General features: G+C 73.7%; 14 protein-coding genes. 10 read left to right on the top strand and 4 right to left on the bottom strand.

The genetic code is table 11. The features are described from left to right. Positions 1 to 558: 558 nt before the first annotated feature. Both ACWCYY_RS37085 and ptsP read left to right on the top strand, forming a co-directional pair. On the top strand, positions 559 to 1008 hold the full coding sequence (locus ACWCYY_RS37085; protein WP_380148771.1) for a PTS sugar transporter subunit IIA: 450 nt from the start codon (positions 559 to 561) through the stop codon (positions 1006 to 1008). A 138-nt stretch (positions 1009 to 1146) separates the two neighbouring features. Beyond that, complete coding sequence (gene ptsP, locus ACWCYY_RS37080; RefSeq protein ID WP_449798544.1) at positions 1147 to 2817, top strand: phosphoenolpyruvate--protein phosphotransferase; 1671 nt, start codon at positions 1147 to 1149, stop codon at positions 2815 to 2817. Between the two features lie 190 nt (positions 2818 to 3007). Here the strand turns inward: ptsP and ACWCYY_RS37075 are convergent, their stop codons facing one another. Beyond that, entirely contained in the window at positions 3008 to 5026 is a 2019-nt protein-coding gene (locus tag ACWCYY_RS37075) for an acetoacetate--CoA ligase (protein WP_449798543.1), read from the bottom strand. A 180-nt stretch (positions 5027 to 5206) separates the two neighbouring features. Here ACWCYY_RS37075 and ACWCYY_RS37070 point away from each other — a divergent pair, with 180 nt between their 5' ends. From ACWCYY_RS37070 to ACWCYY_RS37060, 3 genes are read left to right on the top strand one after another with little or no spacing between them, the layout of a single operon-like run. Continuing rightward, positions 5207 to 7543 (top strand): FHA domain-containing protein, encoded by a 2337-nt coding sequence (locus ACWCYY_RS37070; RefSeq protein ID WP_449798542.1) that lies wholly within the window; start codon positions 5207 to 5209, stop codon positions 7541 to 7543. 9 nt (positions 7544 to 7552) lie between these two features. After that, a complete protein-coding gene (locus tag ACWCYY_RS37065) occupies positions 7553 to 8053 on the top strand; it encodes a hypothetical protein (RefSeq protein ID WP_380148765.1) in 501 nt (166 codons plus the stop codon). After that, positions 8050 to 9027, top strand: coding sequence for a serine/threonine-protein kinase (locus tag ACWCYY_RS37060; protein WP_380148763.1), 978 nt, complete (start codon positions 8050 to 8052; stop codon positions 9025 to 9027). Before ACWCYY_RS37065 ends, ACWCYY_RS37060 begins: the two co-directional genes overlap by 4 nt. A 7-nt stretch (positions 9028 to 9034) precedes the next feature. Here the strand turns inward: ACWCYY_RS37060 and ACWCYY_RS37055 are convergent, their stop codons facing one another. After that, positions 9035 to 10285, bottom strand: a complete 1251-nt coding sequence (locus ACWCYY_RS37055; RefSeq protein ID WP_380148761.1) for a streptophobe family protein — start codon at positions 10283 to 10285, stop codon at positions 9035 to 9037. Between the two features lie 30 nt (positions 10286 to 10315). After that, on the bottom strand, positions 10316 to 11095 hold the full coding sequence (locus ACWCYY_RS37050; RefSeq protein ID WP_380148759.1) for a hypothetical protein: 780 nt from the start codon (positions 11093 to 11095) through the stop codon (positions 10316 to 10318). On the opposite strand from ACWCYY_RS37050, the gene ACWCYY_RS37045 reads away from it, so the two are divergent. Continuing rightward, a complete protein-coding gene (locus ACWCYY_RS37045; protein WP_380148758.1) occupies positions 11028 to 11930 on the top strand; it encodes a DUF6777 domain-containing protein in 903 nt (300 codons plus the stop codon). The two genes, ACWCYY_RS37050 and ACWCYY_RS37045, sit on opposite strands and share 68 nt — an antisense overlap. Here the strand turns inward: ACWCYY_RS37045 and ACWCYY_RS37040 are convergent. After that, on the bottom strand, positions 11921 to 12436 hold the full coding sequence (locus ACWCYY_RS37040) for an NUDIX domain-containing protein (protein WP_345284058.1): 516 nt from the start codon (positions 12434 to 12436) through the stop codon (positions 11921 to 11923). The genes ACWCYY_RS37045 and ACWCYY_RS37040 overlap by 10 nt on opposite strands. A gap of 110 nt (positions 12437 to 12546) precedes the next feature. Between ACWCYY_RS37040 and mmuM the strand changes: the two genes are divergently transcribed. The 4 genes from mmuM (at position 12547) to glpK (ending at position 16986) form a co-directional block, all read left to right on the top strand. After that, on the top strand, positions 12547 to 13467 hold the full coding sequence (gene mmuM, locus ACWCYY_RS37035) for a homocysteine S-methyltransferase (RefSeq protein WP_380148755.1): 921 nt from the start codon (positions 12547 to 12549) through the stop codon (positions 13465 to 13467). Between the two features lie 92 nt (positions 13468 to 13559). Then, entirely contained in the window at positions 13560 to 14324 is a 765-nt protein-coding gene (locus tag ACWCYY_RS37030) for an IclR family transcriptional regulator (RefSeq protein ID WP_345284062.1), read from the top strand. 330 nt (positions 14325 to 14654) lie between these two features. Beyond that, positions 14655 to 15374 carry an MIP/aquaporin family protein gene (locus ACWCYY_RS37025; protein ID WP_345284064.1) on the top strand — a complete coding sequence of 240 codons (720 nt, stop codon included), beginning with the start codon at positions 14655 to 14657 and terminating at the stop codon, positions 15372 to 15374. 91 nt (positions 15375 to 15465) lie between these two features. Next, positions 15466 to 16986 carry a glycerol kinase GlpK gene (gene glpK, locus ACWCYY_RS37020; protein ID WP_345284066.1) on the top strand — a complete coding sequence of 507 codons (1521 nt, stop codon included), beginning with the start codon at positions 15466 to 15468 and terminating at the stop codon, positions 16984 to 16986. Positions 16987 to 17091: the final 105 nt, after the last annotated feature.

Raw genomic sequence — 17091 nt, 5'->3', positions numbered from 1 at the left:
TCTGGCGTTGACTTTTGGCACGCTGTTGAGTTCTCAAGGAACGGTGGCTTCCTTCGGTCCGCCTTCCAGCGGGCCCTCCGGGCGCTTCGTTCGTTCCACCAGATTAGCAGATCCGTTTACCAGGTTTTCACCAAGTCTTTGCGAACCCGTCATCTGGTGTTCATCACCGTCTCGCGGCGACTCGACAAACCATAGCCCTTCCTCGACGGAGCGCCTAATCGAGGCGCGCGGCCGGTCACCCGTTCGGCCCGTCGGCCGTGGTTCACACCCCTCTATGCACCCCGATCGGCGCGATCGTCCGGTCTCACCCACATGGCGTAGAGTGCGGCACATCAACCAAGAGGACTAGACCACTTGAGGCCGTCGAGGCCCCTGCCAGCAGGGGTGACGGGTGGCACCGAGTGCAGTTGTGCGCCAGTCGGGCGGGATCGTCACCCGCGAACCACCCTCGGAGGCGCTTGCGAAATGTCCGAACTTGGCATGATTTAGGCTTCAGAACGATCACACCGTCGCTGCCCGCGGCGGCTCGCTGTGCCGCGTCTCTGGGAGGACCCCACCATGACCACTGTGACCTCGCCGCTGGCCGGTCGCGCCGTCGGGCTCGCGAACGTCCCCGACCCCGTCTTCGCCGGGGCCATGGTGGGCCCCGGTACCGCCATCGACCCGGTCCGGGAGCTCACCGAGGCGGTGGCTCCGGTGGACGGGGTCGTCGTGTCGATGCACCCGCACGCCTTCGTGGTGGTGGACGCGGACGGGCACGGGGTACTGACCCACCTGGGGATCGACACCGTGCAGCTCAACGGCGAGGGCTTCGAGCTGCTGGTGAACAAGGGCGACACCGTCACCCGCGGCCAGGCGGTCATCCGCTGGAACCCGGCCGAGGTCGAGAAGGCCGGCAAGTCGCCGATCTCCCCGATCGTGGCGCTCGAGGCCGCGCCGGACGCGCTGGCCGCGGTGGCCGAGAGCGGCGAGGTCGCCGGCGGCGACGCGCTCTTCACCTGGAACTAGCTCCACCCAAGAAGTCGTAAGACCGCCGCGCCGTCCCACTCCCCCGACCAAGAGGGTGGGACGGCCGGCAAGTACCCGGCCCGGCCGTGACCCCACGTCCGGACGGCGGGCCCGCACCCGGGTGAAAGGAACCCACTCATGGAACAGGCGCTGCGAGGCGTAGGTGTCAGCCACGGTGTCGCGATCGGCCAGGTCCGGCACATGGGCACGGCCGTGCTGGAGCCCCCGGCCACCCAGATCCCGACCGAGGACGCACCCCGCGAGCAGGCCCGTGCCCAGGCGGCCGTGGACGCCGTCGCGGCGGACCTGATCGCCCGTGGCAACCTGGCCGGCGGTGAGGCCCAGGCCGTGCTGGAGGCCCAGGCGCTGATGGCGCAGGACCCCGAGCTGATGGCCGACGTGAACCGGCGGATCGCGGTCGGCAGCAGTGCCGAGCGCGGCGTGTACGACGCCTTTGCGGCGTACCGGGCGCTGCTCGCGGCGGCCGGGGACTACCTGGCCGGCCGGGTGGCCGACCTGGACGACGTGCGGAACCGGATCGTGGCGCGGCTGCTCGGCGTGCCGATGCCGGGCGTGCCGGACAGCGACGAGCCGTACGTGCTCTTCGCCCGGGACCTGGCGCCGGCCGACACCGCGCTGCTGGACCCGACCCTGGTGCTGGGCTTCGTGACCGAGGAGGGCGGGCCGACCAGCCACAGCGCCATCCTGGCCCGGGCCATGGGCGTGCCGGCCGTGGTCGCCCTGGCCGGGGCGAGCGAGCTGCCCGAGGGCACCATGGTCGCGGTGGACGGCTCCACGGGTGAGGTGCTGACCGATCCGAGCGAGGAGAAGCAGGCCGCGCTGCGGGCGGTGGCCGCCGAGCGCAAGGCCGCGCTGGCCGCCTCCTCCGGCCCGGGGCAGACCTCGGACGGGCACAAGGTGCCGCTGCTGGCCAACGTCGGCGGCCCGGGTGACCTGCCGGCCGCGCTGGACGCGGGCGCCGAGGGCGTCGGGCTGTTCCGCACCGAGTTCCTGTTCCTGGACGACTCGGCGAAGGCGCCGAGCGAGGAGAAGCAGGTCGAGGCGTACCGCAAGGTGCTGGAGGCCTTCCCCGAGGGCCGCGTGGTGGTCCGGGCGCTGGACGCCGGTGCGGACAAGCCGCTGGACTTCCTCACCCCGGCGGACGAGCCGAACCCGGCGCTGGGCGTGCGCGGGCTGCGCACGCTGCTGGAGAACCCCGAGGTGATGCGGACTCAGCTGCGCGCGCTGGCCAAGGCCGCCGAGGGTCTGCCGGTCTACCTCGAGGTGATGGCCCCGATGGTGGCGGACCGGACCGATGCCAAGGCCTTCGCCGAGGCGTGCCGGGAGGCCGGGCTGAAGGCCAAGTTCGGCGCGATGGTGGAGATCCCGTCGGCCGCGCTGCGGGCCCGCTCGATCCTCCAGGAGGTCGAGTTCCTCTCGCTGGGCACCAACGACCTGGCGCAGTACACCTTCGCGGCGGACCGTCAGGTCGGTGCGCTGGCCCGGCTGCAGGACCCGTGGCAGCCCGCGCTGCTCGACCTGGTGGCGCTGTCGGCGGACGCGGCCAAGGCCGAGGGCAAGAGCTGCGGCGTCTGCGGCGAGGCGGCCTCCGACCCGCTGCTGGCCTGTGTGCTGACCGGTCTGGGTGTCACCAGCCTGTCGATGGGCGCGGCCTCGATCCCGTACGTGCGCGAGACGCTGGCGAAGTACACGCTGGCGCAGTGTCAGCGGGCGGCGGAGGCGGCCCGTGCGGCCGACTCGGCCGAGGAGGCCAAGGCGGCGGCGCAGCAGGTGCTCTCCGGCGAGTAGCACCACGTGGGTGGTTCCACCAGGGGCGCGGGGCTCTGCTGATCTGCGGCTCCGCCGCGGGGCGCGCAGGGGAACGGCAGCACCTGCAACTGACTGATGGCGGGTCAGTTGCAGGTGCGTCGCGTTCCGCCTCGCGCAGTTCCTCGCGCCCCCGGTGCAACCGCGTACGGTGCCCGCGCCCCCGAAGGGGTCAGCTGCGGCGGGTGCGGCCGAGGGCCTCGAAGAAGCGCAGGTGGTCGAGGTTGTCGACCGAGCCGGGGTTGACGGCCTGGTCGAGGGGGGTGCCGGCGAGGAGGCGCTTGACCGGGACCTCGATGCGCTTGCCGGTGAGGGTGTGCGGGAGGCCCTCGACGGCGATCACCTCGTCGGGGACGTGACGGGGCGACAGTTCGGTGCGCAGCGAGGTGCGGATGCGACCCGTCAGGTCGGAGTCGAGCACCGCGCCGGGGGCGAGGACGACGAAGAGCGGCATCCAGTAGCCGCCGTTCTCCTCCTCCAGGCCGATCACCAGGGACTCGCGGATCTCGGGGAGGCGCTCGACCACCTCGTAGATGTCAGAGGAGCCCATCCGGACGCCCTGGCGGTTGAGGGTGGAGTCGGAGCGGCCGTGGATGACCACGGTGCCGCGTGAGGTGGCGGTGATCCAGTCGCCGTGGCGCCAGATGCCGGGGTAGGTGTCGAAGTAGCTGTCGTGGTAGCGGCGGCCGTCCTCGTCGCCCCAGAAGCCGACCGGCATGGACGGGATGGGCTTGGTGACGACCAGTTCGCCGACGGCGTCGGTGAGCGGCTTGCCCTGGACGTCCCAGGCCTGGACGTCGGCGCCGAGGCAGGGGGCCTGGATCTCGCCGAGGTGGACGGGGAGCGTGGGGACGCCGCCGACGAAGCAGGAGCAGACGTCGGTGCCGCCGCTGACGGAGGCGAGCCAGACGTCCGGCTTGACCTCGTCGTAGATCCACTGGAAGCCGTCGGGCGGCAGCGGGGAGCCGGTGGTGCCGAGGCAGCGGACGGCGGAGAGGTCGAGGTCGCGGCCGGGGTGGAGTTCGGCCTTGCGGCTGGCGATCACGTAGGCGGCGGAGGTGCCGAGGACGGTGGCGCCGGTGCGTGCGGCGACGGACCAGAAGGCGCCGGTGTCGGGGTGGCCGGGGCTGCCGTCGTAGGTGACCACGGTCGATCCGACCAGCAGGCCGGCGACCAGGAAGTTCCACATCATCCAGCCGGTGGAGGTGTACCAGAGGAAGCGGTCCTCGGGGCCCAGGTCCAGGTGGAGGCCGGCCTGCTTGAGGTGCTCGACCAGGATGCCGCCCTGGCCCTGGACGATGGCCTTGGGCAGGCCGGTGGTGCCGGAGGAGTAGAGCACCCAGAGCGGGTGGTCGAAGGGCACCTGCTCGAAGACCGGCTCGGTCTGACCGGCCGTCAGGTCGGCCCAGGCGAGGGCGCCCTCGGGGGCGGGGGTGCCGAGCAGCGGGACGTGCACCACGGTGTGCAGGGTGGGCAGTTCGCGGCGGAGCTCGGCGACCACCTCGGAGCGGTCGTGGTCCTTGCCGCCGTAGTGGTAGCCGTCGACGGTGATCAGGGCGACGGGGGCCAGCTGCTGGAAGCGGTCGAGCACGCTGCGGGCGCCGAAGTCGGGGGCGCAGCTGGTCCAGACGGCGCCGACGGCGGCGCTGGCGAGCAGGGCGACGATCGCCTGCGGGATGTTGGGGAGGTAGCCGGCGACGCGGTCGCCGGGGGCGATGCCGCGCTCGCGCAGGGCGGCGGCGAGGGCGGCGACCTGGCGGCGGAGCTCGGCCCAGCTGACCGGGACGGGCTCGGCGGTCTTCTCGTCCAGGTGCAGGATCGCGGGCTTGTCGGCGTTCTCGGCGGCCTCGCCGTGGCGCAGCACGTGCTCGGCGTAGTTGAGCCGGGCTCCGGGGAACCACTCGGCGCCGGGCATCGCGGCGGAGCCCAGGACGGCGGTGGGCTGCTCGGAGAAGCGGACGTCGAACCACTCGGTGACGGCCCGCCAGAAGCGGGACAGGTCCTCGGTGGACCAGGCGTGCAGCGCGGCGTACCGGGCGGCGGCCTCGTCGTCGCCGGCTGCGGGCGCGAGCGGGGCGGCGGGGGCGCCGTGGTGCTCGGCGGCCCAGGCCTGGAAGGCGACGATCTGGGTTTCGGCGGCGCGAGCGGGGTCGGGCCGCCAGAGGGGCTGGTCCTGGTGTGGGGTGCTCACGGTGGTGTACTCCCGGCCGGTGGCAGGGGACGGGTGCCTTGTGGGTCCCGTCCGGACGACGCTGTCGGCTGGGACTCTGCCACGTGATCGTCGGTCCGCGCCAGGGTGTGCCCGCACCTTCGCCACCTCGGGGTTTCCGGTCACCGGGCCCGCTGCGGGGCCCGGGCCTAGCATCGGTGTATGGGAGAGCGAACTTTCGCGCCCTACGCGCCGCAGCTCCTGCTGGAGACCGACGGCGACTCGCAGGTGATGAGCCCGGGTCGCGAGTACCACGTCGGGCGTGATCCCGCCGGGGAGATCGTGTTCAGCGATCCCCGGGTGTCCTGGCATCACGCGGTTCTCCACGTGGACGGCGACCACTGGGCGCTCGACGACACCGGCTCGACCAACGGGACCTGGGCTTCCGGGGAACGGGTGAGCCATCTGGATCTGGCACCGGGCAGCACGCTGCGCTTCGGCAGTGCGCAGGACGGCCCGTACGCGACGCTGGCCGCGCTGCCGGAGCCCACCAGGACGGTGCGGGCACCGTCCGCGCTGACCAGGATCACCGGCTCGTACCGGCCGCCGACCAGGGTGCAGCGGCTGCCGGAGCGGGTGGTCCGGATCGGCCGGTCCGAGGACAACGACCTGGTGCTGGACGACCTCTCGGTCTCCCGGCACCACGCCGAGCTGCGGGCGAGACCCGACGGCCGGTACGAGATCGCCGACGTGGGCAGCCACAACGGGACCTTCCTGAACGGCTCGCCGGTGACGGTGGCCCTGGTCGGCCCGGAGGACCTGGTCGGCATCGGGCACTCGGTGTTCTGCCTGGTCGGGGACGAGCTGCAGGAGTTCGTCGACACCGGGGACGTGGACCTGGACGTGGACGGTCTGGTGGTGGAGGTCGCGGGCGGGCGGCGGCTGCTGGACGGGGTGACCTTCCCGGTCGGGCAGAAGTGCCTGCTGGCGGTGGCCGGGCCGAGCGGGGCGGGCAAGTCCACCCTGCTGAACGCGCTGACCGGGCTGCGCCCGGCGGACCAGGGTTCGGTCCGCTACGACGGCCGTGACCTGTACCGGGACTACGCGGAGCTGCGCCGGCGGATCGGGCTGGTGCCGCAGGACGACATCCTGCACACCCAGCTGACGGTCCGTCGGGCGCTGCGCTACGCGGCCGAGTTGCGGTTCTCCGGGGACACCACGCCCGAGGAGCGGGCCGCCCGGGTGGAGGAGGTGATCGGCGAGCTGGGGCTGGAGCAGCGGGCCGACCAGGTGATCTCCAGCCTGTCGGGCGGTCAGCGCAAGCGGGTGAGCGTGGCGCTGGAGCTGCTGACCAAGCCCTCGCTGCTCTTCCTGGACGAGCCGACCTCGGGCCTGGACCCGGGGATGGACCGCTCGGTGATGCAGATGCTGCGCGGGCTGGCGGACGACGGGCGGACGGTGGTGGTGGTCACCCACAGCGTGCTCAGCCTGGACCTGTGCGACCGGCTGCTGATGCTGGCGCCGGGCGGGAGGATCGCGTACTTCGGGCCGCCCGGGGAGGCGCTGGACTACTTCGGCTTCGCGCAGTGGCCGGAGGCCTTCGAGGCCTTCGAGGAGGACCGGGCCCGGGACTGGGCCGGTCAGTACCACGGCTCGGACGAGCACCGCCGGTACATCGCCGACACCATGGAGCGCCCGGCGCGGCCCGAGGTCTCCGCCGCGGTGCCCTCCCCCGTGCCGCCGCCGCAGGGCTGGTGGTCGCAGCTCGGGACGCTGGTGCGCCGGTACGCCAACGCGCTGACGGCGGACCGGACCTTCCTGGCGGTGATGATCGCGCTGCCGTTCGTGATGGGTGCGATGGCGCGGGCGCTGGCGGGCAGCAGTCTGGGCCCGGACACGGCGCTGAACGGGCTGCTGATCCTGTGCGTGGGCGGCGTGCTGACCGGCGCGGCCAACGCGGTGCGCGAGCTGGTGAAGGAGCGTTCGATCTACCAGCGGGAGCGGGCGGTGGGGCTCTCCAGATCGGCGTACCTCTGGTCGAAGATCGTGGTGCTGGGGACGATCACGGTGGTCCAGGCGGTGGTGCTGACGCTGGTCGGCCTGGCCGGGGTGAAGCTGAGACCGCAGGGCGGCGGCGGGGTGCTGATGCCGCCGCTGCTGGAGATCACGCTGGCGGTGGCGATGCTCTCGTTCACCGCGATGATGCTCGGTCTGGTGGTCTCCGCCCTGGTGAAGAAGGAGGAGGTGACCATGCCGCTGCTGGTGCTGCTGGCGATCGTGCAGGTGGTGTTCTGCGGGGCGCTGCTCCAGCTGAACGGGGTGCCGGTGCTCAACCAGCTCTCCTGGCTGGTGCCCTCGCGCTGGGCACTGGCCGCGATGGCCGCCACGGTGGACCTGCGGCAGGCGGTGCCGGGCGAGCTGACGGCGGATCCGCTGTTCCGCCACCAGCTGTCGACCTGGCTGCTGGACATGGGCGTGCTGCTCGGGCTGTCGGTGGTGTTCGGCTTCCTGGTGCTCCGGCTGCTGCGGCGGCAGGAGCCGGCCGTGATGCGCGGCTAGGCGGGCGCGGTGGAGGGCTTCCGCAGCACGCACGTGGTCCCCGAGGGCGGGCTGCCCAGCTGGGAGGGGCCGGACCCGTCCAGGCCCTCGGCCCGGCTGGACGCGCTGCTGCCGGTGATGCTGGCGGGCGCCAGCGGGGACTGGGCCCGGGTGGTCTGCTCCAACGGCTGGACCTGCTGGGTGGACGGGCGCCTGCTGGTGGCCCTCCCCCAGCGCCCGCCCGCCGCCGGGCGGCCCACCGCCACCGAGGCCGACCCGCGGCCGCTGCTGGCCGAGCTGGAGGCGGCGATCGGCCGCTACCGGGAGCTGCTGGACGAGTACGCGGACGGGCGGCTGAGCCTGGAGGACTTCCGGGCCCGGACGGCCGGGCTGCGGGTCGGCGCGGTGCTGGACGGGCCCTCGGCCTGGCTGCTGGACGTGGAGCGGGGGCGCTGGTCGTACTGCGCGGCGGCGCAGCTGCAGCCGTACGCCACCGTGGAGCCGGCCGAGGGCGGGACGGGGCGGACGTGAACGGGGTGACGCAGGCGGACCTGAGCGGGCAGCAGCTCGGCGGGTACCGGCTGGAGAAGATCATCGGGCGGGGCGGGATGGCGGTGGTCTACCGGGCCGAGGACCTGCGGCTGGGGCGGACGGTGGCGGTCAAGCTGCTGGCGCCGGAGCTGGCCCGCAACGACGTGTTCCGCGAGCGCTTCGCCCGCGAGTCGCGGGCCGCGGCGGCGATCGACCACCCGCACATCGTCCCGGTGTACGAGGCCGGGGAGACGGAGGGGGTGCTGTACATCGCGATGCGCTACGTGCGGGGCCGGGACCTGCGGGCGCTGCTGGACCGTCAGGGGCCGCTCACCGTGCGGCAGGCGGTGCGGATCACCGCGCAGGTGGCCTCGGCGCTGGACGCGGCGCACGCGCACCAGCTGGTGCACCGGGACGTGAAGCCGGGGAACGTGCTGGTGGCGGAGGGGACGGACAGCGACCACCCCGAGCACGTCTACCTGACCGACTTCGGGCTCACCAAGAAGTCGCTCTCGCTGACCGGACTGACCACGGTCGGGCAGTTCGTCGGGACGCTGGACTACGTGGCGCCGGAGCAGATCTCCGGGCGGCCGGTGGACGGGCGGTGCGACGTCTACAGCCTGGGGTGCGTGGTCTACGAGGAGCTGACGGGGACTCCGCCGTTCCGGCGCGAGGACGACCTGGCGCTGCTCTGGGCGCACCTGCACGACGAGGCGCCGTCGGTGCGCGAGCTGCGGCCGGACCTGCCGGCGGGCCTGGACGGGGTGCTGGGGCGGGCCTTGGCGAAGACTCCGGAGGAGCGGTACGCCTCCTGCCTGGAGTTCGTGGCGGCGCTGCGGGCGGCGGACGACGGGCGGCCGGTGGTGGTCGCCGCGGGGCCGACGCCGACCGAGGTGGTGCCGGTGGTGCCGGCGGTGGAGGAGGATCCGGTGCCGCCCGCGTGGGCGTGGCCGGTGTTCGTCCGGGAGCAGTGACGGGCCGTCAGCGGGGGTGGCGGCGACGGGCGGCGAGGCCGCCGAGCAGGCCGGCCAGGGCGCCCCAGAGGGCGGCGAGCGGGACGGTGCGCAGCAGGTCCGGGGTGAGGGAGACGCCGCCGCCCGTCGCGTCGAAGCCGAGCAGGGACAGGCCCAGGGCGGCGGAGATCCGGGTCACCAGGCCGAGCAGCAGGGCGGCCGCGGCGAGGGCGGCGGCGAGATGGGCCGCGTACTGCCAGAGGCGGGTGCCGGGGGCGGTGTGGCGGGCGGCGCCGTAGCCGGCGAGCAGGAGCGTCACGGCGGCGAGGGCCGCGAGCAGCCAGGCGCGGCCGTCGTGGGCGGCGAGGGTCGAGAGGTCGAGGGTGGCGTCCTGGCCGGAGGGGACGCGCAGGACCTCGGCGAGGGCGGGCGGCATGGGGAGGCCGATGTCGGTGGGGGCCGAGCCGTGCCAGGCACCGCCGAGGCCGATGCCGAGGGCCAGCCAGGCGAGGTTGGGCAGGGCCAGCAGCAGGACGGCGAAGGTGGTGCGGGGGTGGCCGGCCACGGCTGCGGTGACCAGGCCGGCGACGGCGGCCAGGGCGACGTAGAGCAGCAGCAGGGTGAGCACGGCGTGGGCGGCGGGCTGGACGGCGGAGCGGTACCGCAGCAGGGCGGGCGGGAGGGGTGCGCGGCGGGAGGCGAGCAGGGTGAGCAGCAGGACGCCCGCGAGCCAGAGCAGGCCGATGCCGAGGGTGGGGAGCAGGGCGGTGCGGAAGCCGACGGCCGGGGCGGCGCCGAAGGCCGCGCCGAGGTCGTCGAGCAGGGGGTCGCCGGTGGGGACGGCGAAGCTGTGCTCGGCGGGGAGCCGGAGCAGGGTGATCAGGACCAGCCAGAGGAGGGCGGTGCGGCCCGCTCTGGCGGCGAGTTCGGCGGGGGTGGCGACGGCGCGCAGGCGCAGCGGGCGGAGGAAGAGGTGGGCGGTGGCGAGGGCGCCGAGCAGGGTGACGGAGAGCGGCATGGCTTCCAGGCCGCCCTGCGCCTCGGCGACGAAGGCCGCCGTGCCGTTGAGCTCGACGGGCACGCCGAGGGCCATCAGCACGGTGGCGGCGACCACGGAGGGGAACGCGCCGTCGGGCAGGGAGTCGGCTCCGGCCAGCCAGAGGCCGAGGGCGGCCAGGCCTGCCATCAGGAGCAGCGGCACGACGGCGGTGAGGAGCGCCTCCGCCCAGGGACGGAGGTGGCGCGCGGCGGTGGACGGCGTACCGGCCTGGGACGGCATGGCGGCTCCCGGTGGACGGGGGTTCCCTGATCACCTCAGCTTCGGCCGGGCGCGCACGGTCGGCGAGCCGGAAGCGGTGACGCCAGGGGGCACGGGGCCACCGGGGTCACCACGGACGGCGGTGGTCGGCGCGACGGGTGGGGTGGGCGGGTCGAGAATGAGCGGCGGGGGAAGGCAGAAGCGCAGCCCTTGGAGGCAGCTCGTGAGCTCCCAACCGCCGTCCGAACCCACCGGTCCGTACTCGGGTCCGCCTTCGGGGGGTGGCGGGCCGTCGCCGACCGAGCCCGCGATGCCCCGTCCGTCGGCGGGCGGGCCGCCCACGGAGGTCGGGGCGACCCCGCCGGTGGAGCCGCCGAGCGGTGCCGGGTCCGCCGCGGGGTCGGGAGCCTCGTCCGGCGGGGTGGTGTCGGGGCCGCCGTCCGGGCCGCTGTCGGGGCCGAACGGAGGGCCGCCCTCGGGTGACGGGCCGTCGGGTGGCGGGGCGTCAGGCGTCGGGCCGCCCGGGGACGGGGGGCGGCGGTTGGTGCCGGCCGGGGGTGGCGGGGGCGGGCGCAGGCCGTGGTGGCGGGGGCCGAAGGGGTTGGCGGTGGTGGCCGTGGCGGCGGGGGCCGCGGTGCTGACGGTGGTGCTGACCAACGGGGGCGGGAAGGACACCAAGACCGAGGCCGCGCCGCAGGTGGCGTTGCAGCCGGTGGCGGCGTCCGGGCCCGATCCGTTCACCGGGTCGGTGGCGGTGGTGGCGATGTCGGAGAGCGCGACGGCTTCCGGGGCGGCGAGCGCCTCGGGGTCGGCGACGGGCCGGACGGTCACGGGTTCGGACCCGGGCCTGTACGGGGGCAGCCGGCAGACGGCCAGCTGCGACGTGCCGAAGCTGTCGGCCTTCCTGACGTCGGATCAGGCCAAGGGCAGGGCCTGGGCCGGGGTGCTGGGCATCGACCCGTCCACCATCGACCCCTACCTGCGCTCGCTCACCCCGGTGGTGCTGCGTTCGGACACCCGGGTGACCAACCACGGTTTCGCCAACGGCGTGGCCACCCCGTACCAGTCGGTGCTGCAGAGCGGGACGGCGGTGCTGATCGACGGGCGCGGGCTGCCCCGGGTGCGGTGCGCCTGCGGCAATCCGCTGCTGCCGCCGGCCGCGCTGGCGGTGCCGCCGGCGTACTCGGGGACGCCGTGGCCGGCGTTCAAGCCGCAGGACACCGTGGTGGTGAGCCCGGCGCCGTCGCCGCTGAAGGACGTGACGGTGGTGGACCCGTCGAGCGGGCAGTCGTACGCGCACGGGGTGGGTTCGCCGTCGGCCTCCGGCTCCGCGTCGTCCTCGGGCTCGTCCTCGGGTTCGCCGTCCGGGTCGGGCTCCGCCTCGCCTGGCTCGCAGTCCCCCGGGGCCCCGTCCTCCTCGCCCTCCGGCCGGTCGGGTTCGCCGTCGGTCGGGCAGCAGCAGTCCGGCGCGCCGTCCGGAGCCGGGTCCGGGTCGGGCTCGGCGGCGCAGAGCAAGGCGGCGTCGCCGTCGGGCGGTGCGAGCCAGCGGCAGGTGCAGAGCCCGGCCCAGCAGAGTCAGGGACAGCAGAGCCAGGGCCAGCAGCAGAGCCCCGCCCAGAGCCAGGTGCGCAGCCCCGTGCAGAGCCCGGCCGCCGGTCAGTCGTAGGCGCCCTTGAACCAGGCCTCGGCGATCTGGGTGTGCAGCGGGAAGGCCAGCCTGGTCGGCAGGGTGAGCAGGTGCCAGCCGTCCGTCTCGTCGGTGGGGACGGACGGCGGCAGCGAGTCGAGGGTGCGCGGCGGGAAGAGGGCGAAGAGCATCAGGAAGGCGCCGCGCTCGTCGCTGCCGGTGTCGGCCAGCCGGGCCTGGGCGGGGTCGACCTCCAGGCCGGCCTCCTCGCGGAGTTCGCGGGCGGCGCCGGTCTGCCAGTTCTCGCCGTAGTCGATGTAGCCGCCGGGGAGGGCGAGCTCGCCGTAGCCGGGCTCGATGGTGCGGCGGATGACGAGCAGGGCGCGGGTGCCGTCCGGCTGCTCGACGGGCTGGAGGGCGACGGCGACCGGCAGCGGGTTGCGGTAGCTGATCTCGCCGCAGCCGGGGCAGGTGCGCGGCCAGGTGGTGGTGCCGGGCGCGTACGGGGTGCCGCACCAGTGGCAGTGCGTGAAGGGGCCTGTCATGGCTGGATGCTAGTCGGAGCGGGTGACGGTGCGTCAGTGTCTCGCGGGACGGGACGGGCATCCGTCGGCGATCTTGCGCGTTGTAGCGTGCGGTGGTCGGCGTACGGAGGGTGAGGACAGTGGGGAACGCGTTCGTGCGGGCGTTGGCGGCGGGGCCGCTGGTGCTGGACGGGGGGCTGTCGAACCAGTTGGCGGACGCGGGGCAGGACCTCTCGGACGAGCTGTGGTCGGCGCGGCTGCTGGCGGACGATCCGGCGGCGTTGACGGCGGCGCACCGGGCGTACGTCGAGGCCGGCGCCCAGGTGGTCATCACCTCCAGCTACCAGGCGAGCTTCGAGGGCTTCGCCCGGCGGGGGGTCGAGCCCGAGGAGGCCGTGCGGCTGCTCGGGGAGAGCGTGGCGCTGGCCCGGGCGGCGGGGCCGGAGTGGGTGGCGGCCTCGGTGGGGCCGTACGGGGCGGTGCTGGCGGACGGGTCGGAGTACCGGGGGCGGTACGGGTTGACGGTCGGTCAGCTGGTGGACTTCCACGGGCCGCGGCTGGAGGTGCTGGCGGCGGCCGGGCCGGACGTGCTGGCGGTGGAGACGGTGCCGGACGCCGTGGAGGCCGAGGCGGTGCTGCGGGTGCTGGACGGGCTGGGGGTGCCGGCCTGGCTGTCGTTCTCGGTCGACGGGGAGCGGACCAGGGCGGGGCAGCCGCTGGCGGAGGCCGCGGCGCCGGCGGCCGGGGTGCCGGAGGTGGTGGCGGTCGGGGTGAACTGCTGCTCGCCCCAGGACGCGGACCGTGCGGTGAAGGTGGTGGCGGAGGCGGCCGGGAAGCCGGTCGTGGTCTACCCGAACAGCGGTGAGGGCTGGGACGCCGGAGCCCGCGACTGGCGGGGCGGTTCGACCTTCGTGCCCGAACGCGTGGCGCAGTGGCTGGCGGACGGGGCCCGGCTGGTGGGAGGGTGCTGCCGGGTCGGCCCGGCGGAGATCGCGGCGCTCGCCCGGGTGGTGCGGGAGGCCGACGTGACCGACGGAACTGACAGTCGCTGACGGAGAACGTGCGCGCCCGGCCGTCGGCCTGGCAGACTCGGGGCGATACCACTGCGGTCGACAATGTCGACCGCCTGTCAGCGGAGGTACACATGCCAGGGCCGATCCAGTCGCTCTCCCGGGCTGCCGCGATCATGCGGCTGCTGGCCGGTGGCGAACGGCGGCTGGGCCTGTCGGAGGTGGCCACCGCGCTGGACCTGGCCAAGGGCACCGCGCACGGCATCCTGCGCACCCTCCAGCAGGAGGGGTTCGTCGAGCAGGACCCGGAGAGCGGGAAGTACCAGCTGGGCGCCGAGCTGCTCCGGCTCGGGCAGAGCTACCTGGACGTGCACGAGCTGCGGGCCAGGGCGCTGGTCTGGGCCGACGACCTGGCCCGGGCCAGCGGGGAGACGGTCTACCTCGGGGTGCTGCACCAGCAGGGCGTGCTGATCGTGCACCACGTGTTCCGCCCGGACGACACCCGGCAGGTGCTGGAGGTGGGCTCGATGCAGCCGCTGCACTCCACCGCGCTCGGCAAGGTGCTGCTGGCGTACGACCCGGTGGCCCGGGGCGAGCTGGGCGACGGGCCGTTGGAGTCGTACACCTCGCGCACGCTCACCGACCTGGCGGACATCGACGCCGAGGCGGCGCTGACCAGGGAGCGGGGCTGGGCCGCGGCGGTGGAGGAGACCTGGGACGGCGTGGCCTCGATCGGCGCGCTGATCCAGGACCGCCGGCGCAATCCGGTGGGGGCGGTGTGCATCAGCGGGGCGGTGGAGCGCGTCTGCGAGGACGGGTTCGTGAAGCCCTCCCTGGTGGCCTCGGTGCGCAGCGCGGCCCGGGCCATCTCCCGGGACCTGGGTGCCGGGCGTTTCTAGCCGGGCGTTTCCAGCGGTCACATCTGACGCTTCGTGAGCTTCCCGCAGGCGCGGGCAGGTTGATTCCTGCCCGCGCCTCTGCGTTTTGTCCGCTTTTCCGGTGACAAGGGTGCTGATTTCCCCGGCACCGGGGGATCACCGTGAGTGATGGATCACAGGTCGGTCACCCGCCCTTGACGCGGGGGCGACCACAGGGGGAAGCTTCCGCATGACGGTCGACATTGTCGAACGGTGTCCGGAGCGACCGGAACGCCACCCGTCAGCGCACGACCCCGGGACGGGAACGTGCACCTCCCCCACCTGCTCCGGTCACGGACGAAGGAGTCCTTTGTGTCCGCGTTCACCAACGGCGACATCTTTGTCGGCGAAACCCTCGGCACCGCCGCACTGATACTCCTGGGCGGCGGCGTCTGCGCCGCAGTGACCCTCAAGAAGTCCAAGGCCGTCAACGCCGGCTGGCTCGCCATCACCTTCGGCTGGGGCTTCGCGGTGATGATCGCCGCCTACATGTCCGCCCCGAAGTCCGGCGCCCACCTGAACCCCGCCGTCACGCTGGCGATCGCCGCCGACACCGGCGAGTGGGGCAAGGTCCCGCTCTACCTCGGCAGCCAGCTGCTCGGCGCGATGATCGGCGCCGCCCTGGTCTGGGTCACCTACCTCGGCCAGTTCCAGGCGAACGACGCCCCCACCCTGGGCATCTTCGCCACCGGCCCCGAGGTCCGGAACCCGGTGCAGAACCTGCTCACCGAGATCATCGGCACCTTCGTGCTCTGCCTGGCCATCCTCACCCAGGGCCTGACCAAGGGCCTGGGCCTGTCCGGCACCGGCATCCTGATCGTGGCCTTCACCGTGGTCGGCATCGGCCTCTCGCTGGGCGGCCCGACCGGCTACGCCATCAACCCGGCCCGTGACCTGGGCCCGCGCATCGTGCACGCCCTGCTGCCCATCCCGCACAAGGGCGGCTCCGACTGGTCCTACGCCTGGGTGCCGGTGGCCGGCCCCGTCATCGGCGGCCTGCTGGCCGGCGGCTTCTACCACCTGGCGTTCTGACAGCCTGTTGGTTTGCCCCACTCCTGAGCACGGGGACTGACCACTCGTCAGTCCGATCTTCCCGAACCCCCATTCGAGCCGAGGACCCTCCATGACCTCCACTGGCAACTACGTCGCCGCGATCGACCAGGGCACCACCTCCAGCCGCTGCATCATCTTCGGCGAGGACGGCCGGATCGTCGCCGTCGACCAGCAGGAGCACAGCCAGATCTTCCCGCAGCCCGGCTACGTCGAGCACGACGCCGCCGAGATCTGGACCCGGGTGCAGTCCGTGGTCCGCGGCGCGCTGGAGAAGGCCGGACTGACCAAGGACGACATTCGCGCCATCGGCATCACCAACCAGCGCGAGACCACCGTGCTGTGGGACAAGAACACCGGCCAGCCGGTGCACAACGCGCTGGTCTGGCAGGACACCCGGACCGAGGCGCTCTGCCGCGAGCTGGGCCGCAACGTCGGCCAGGACCGCTTCCGCCGCGAGACCGGCCTCCCGCTGGCCAGCTACTTCGCCGGCCCGAAGATCCGCTGGCTGCTGGACAACGTCGAGGGCCTGCGCGAGCGCGCCGAGGCCGGCGACATCCTGTTCGGCACCATGGACACCTGGGTGATCTGGAACCTCACCGGCGGCGTCAACGGCGGCAAGCACGTCACCGACGTGACCAACGCCAGCCGCACCATGCTGATGAACCTCGCCACCCTGGCCTGGGACGAGCGGATCGCCGAGTCGATGGGCGTCCCGCTCCAGGTCCTCCCGGAGATCCGCTCCTCCGCCGAGGTCTACGGCCACGCGGTCGGCGACCTGGAGGGCGTCCCGGTGGCGGCCGCGCTCGGCGACCAGCAGGCCGCGCTGTTCGGCCAGACCTGCTTCAACGAGGGCGAGGCCAAGTCCACCTACGGGACCGGCACCTTCCTGCTGCTGAACACCGGCGAGAAGATCGTCAACTCGTACCACGGCCTGCTCACCACCGTCGGCTACCAGATCGGCGACCAGGCCCCGGTCTACGCCCTGGAGGGCTCGATCGCGGTCACCGGCTCGCTGGTGCAGTGGCTGCGCGACCAGCTGGGCATCATCTCCACCGCCGCCGAGATCGAGACCCTGGCCTCGACCGTCGACGACAACGGCGGTGCCTACTTCGTGCCGGCCTTCTCCGGCCTGTTCGCCCCGTACTGGCGCTCCGACGCCCGCGGTGTGATCGCCGGTCTGACCCGGTACGTGACCAAGGGCCACCTGGCCCGCGCCGTGCTGGAGGCCACCGCCTGGCAGACCCGCGAGGTCGTCGACGCCATGCAGAAGGACTCCGGCGTGGAGCTCACCGCCCTCAAGGTGGACGGTGGGATGACCTCCAACAACCTGCTCATGCAGAACATCGCGGACGTCCTGGACGCCCCGGTCGAGCGGCCCTACGTGGCCGAGACCACCGCGCTTGGCGCGGCCTACGCGGCCGGCCTCGCGGTCGGCTTCTGGCCGGACCTGGACACCCTGCGGGCCAACTGGCACCGCGCCGCCGAGTGGACCCCCCGGATGGACGAGGCCACCCGCGAGCGGGAGTACAAGAAGTGGCTCAAGGCCGTGGAGCGCACCATGGGTTGGGTGGAGGAGGACGAGGAGAGCTGACCGTCACGCCGGTCGGGGCCGCAGCGGCCCCGACCGGCCAGCGTCGTTTCTTGACGGCCTCTCAGCAGGAGGCCGCAGCGCAGTACTACGAGAGGAGACGCGGCG

This window comes from Kitasatospora sp. NPDC001664, assembly GCF_053596675.1.
The sequence above is the reverse complement of the archived record's forward strand: the minus strand, read 5'-3'. Positions and strand labels throughout refer to the sequence as shown.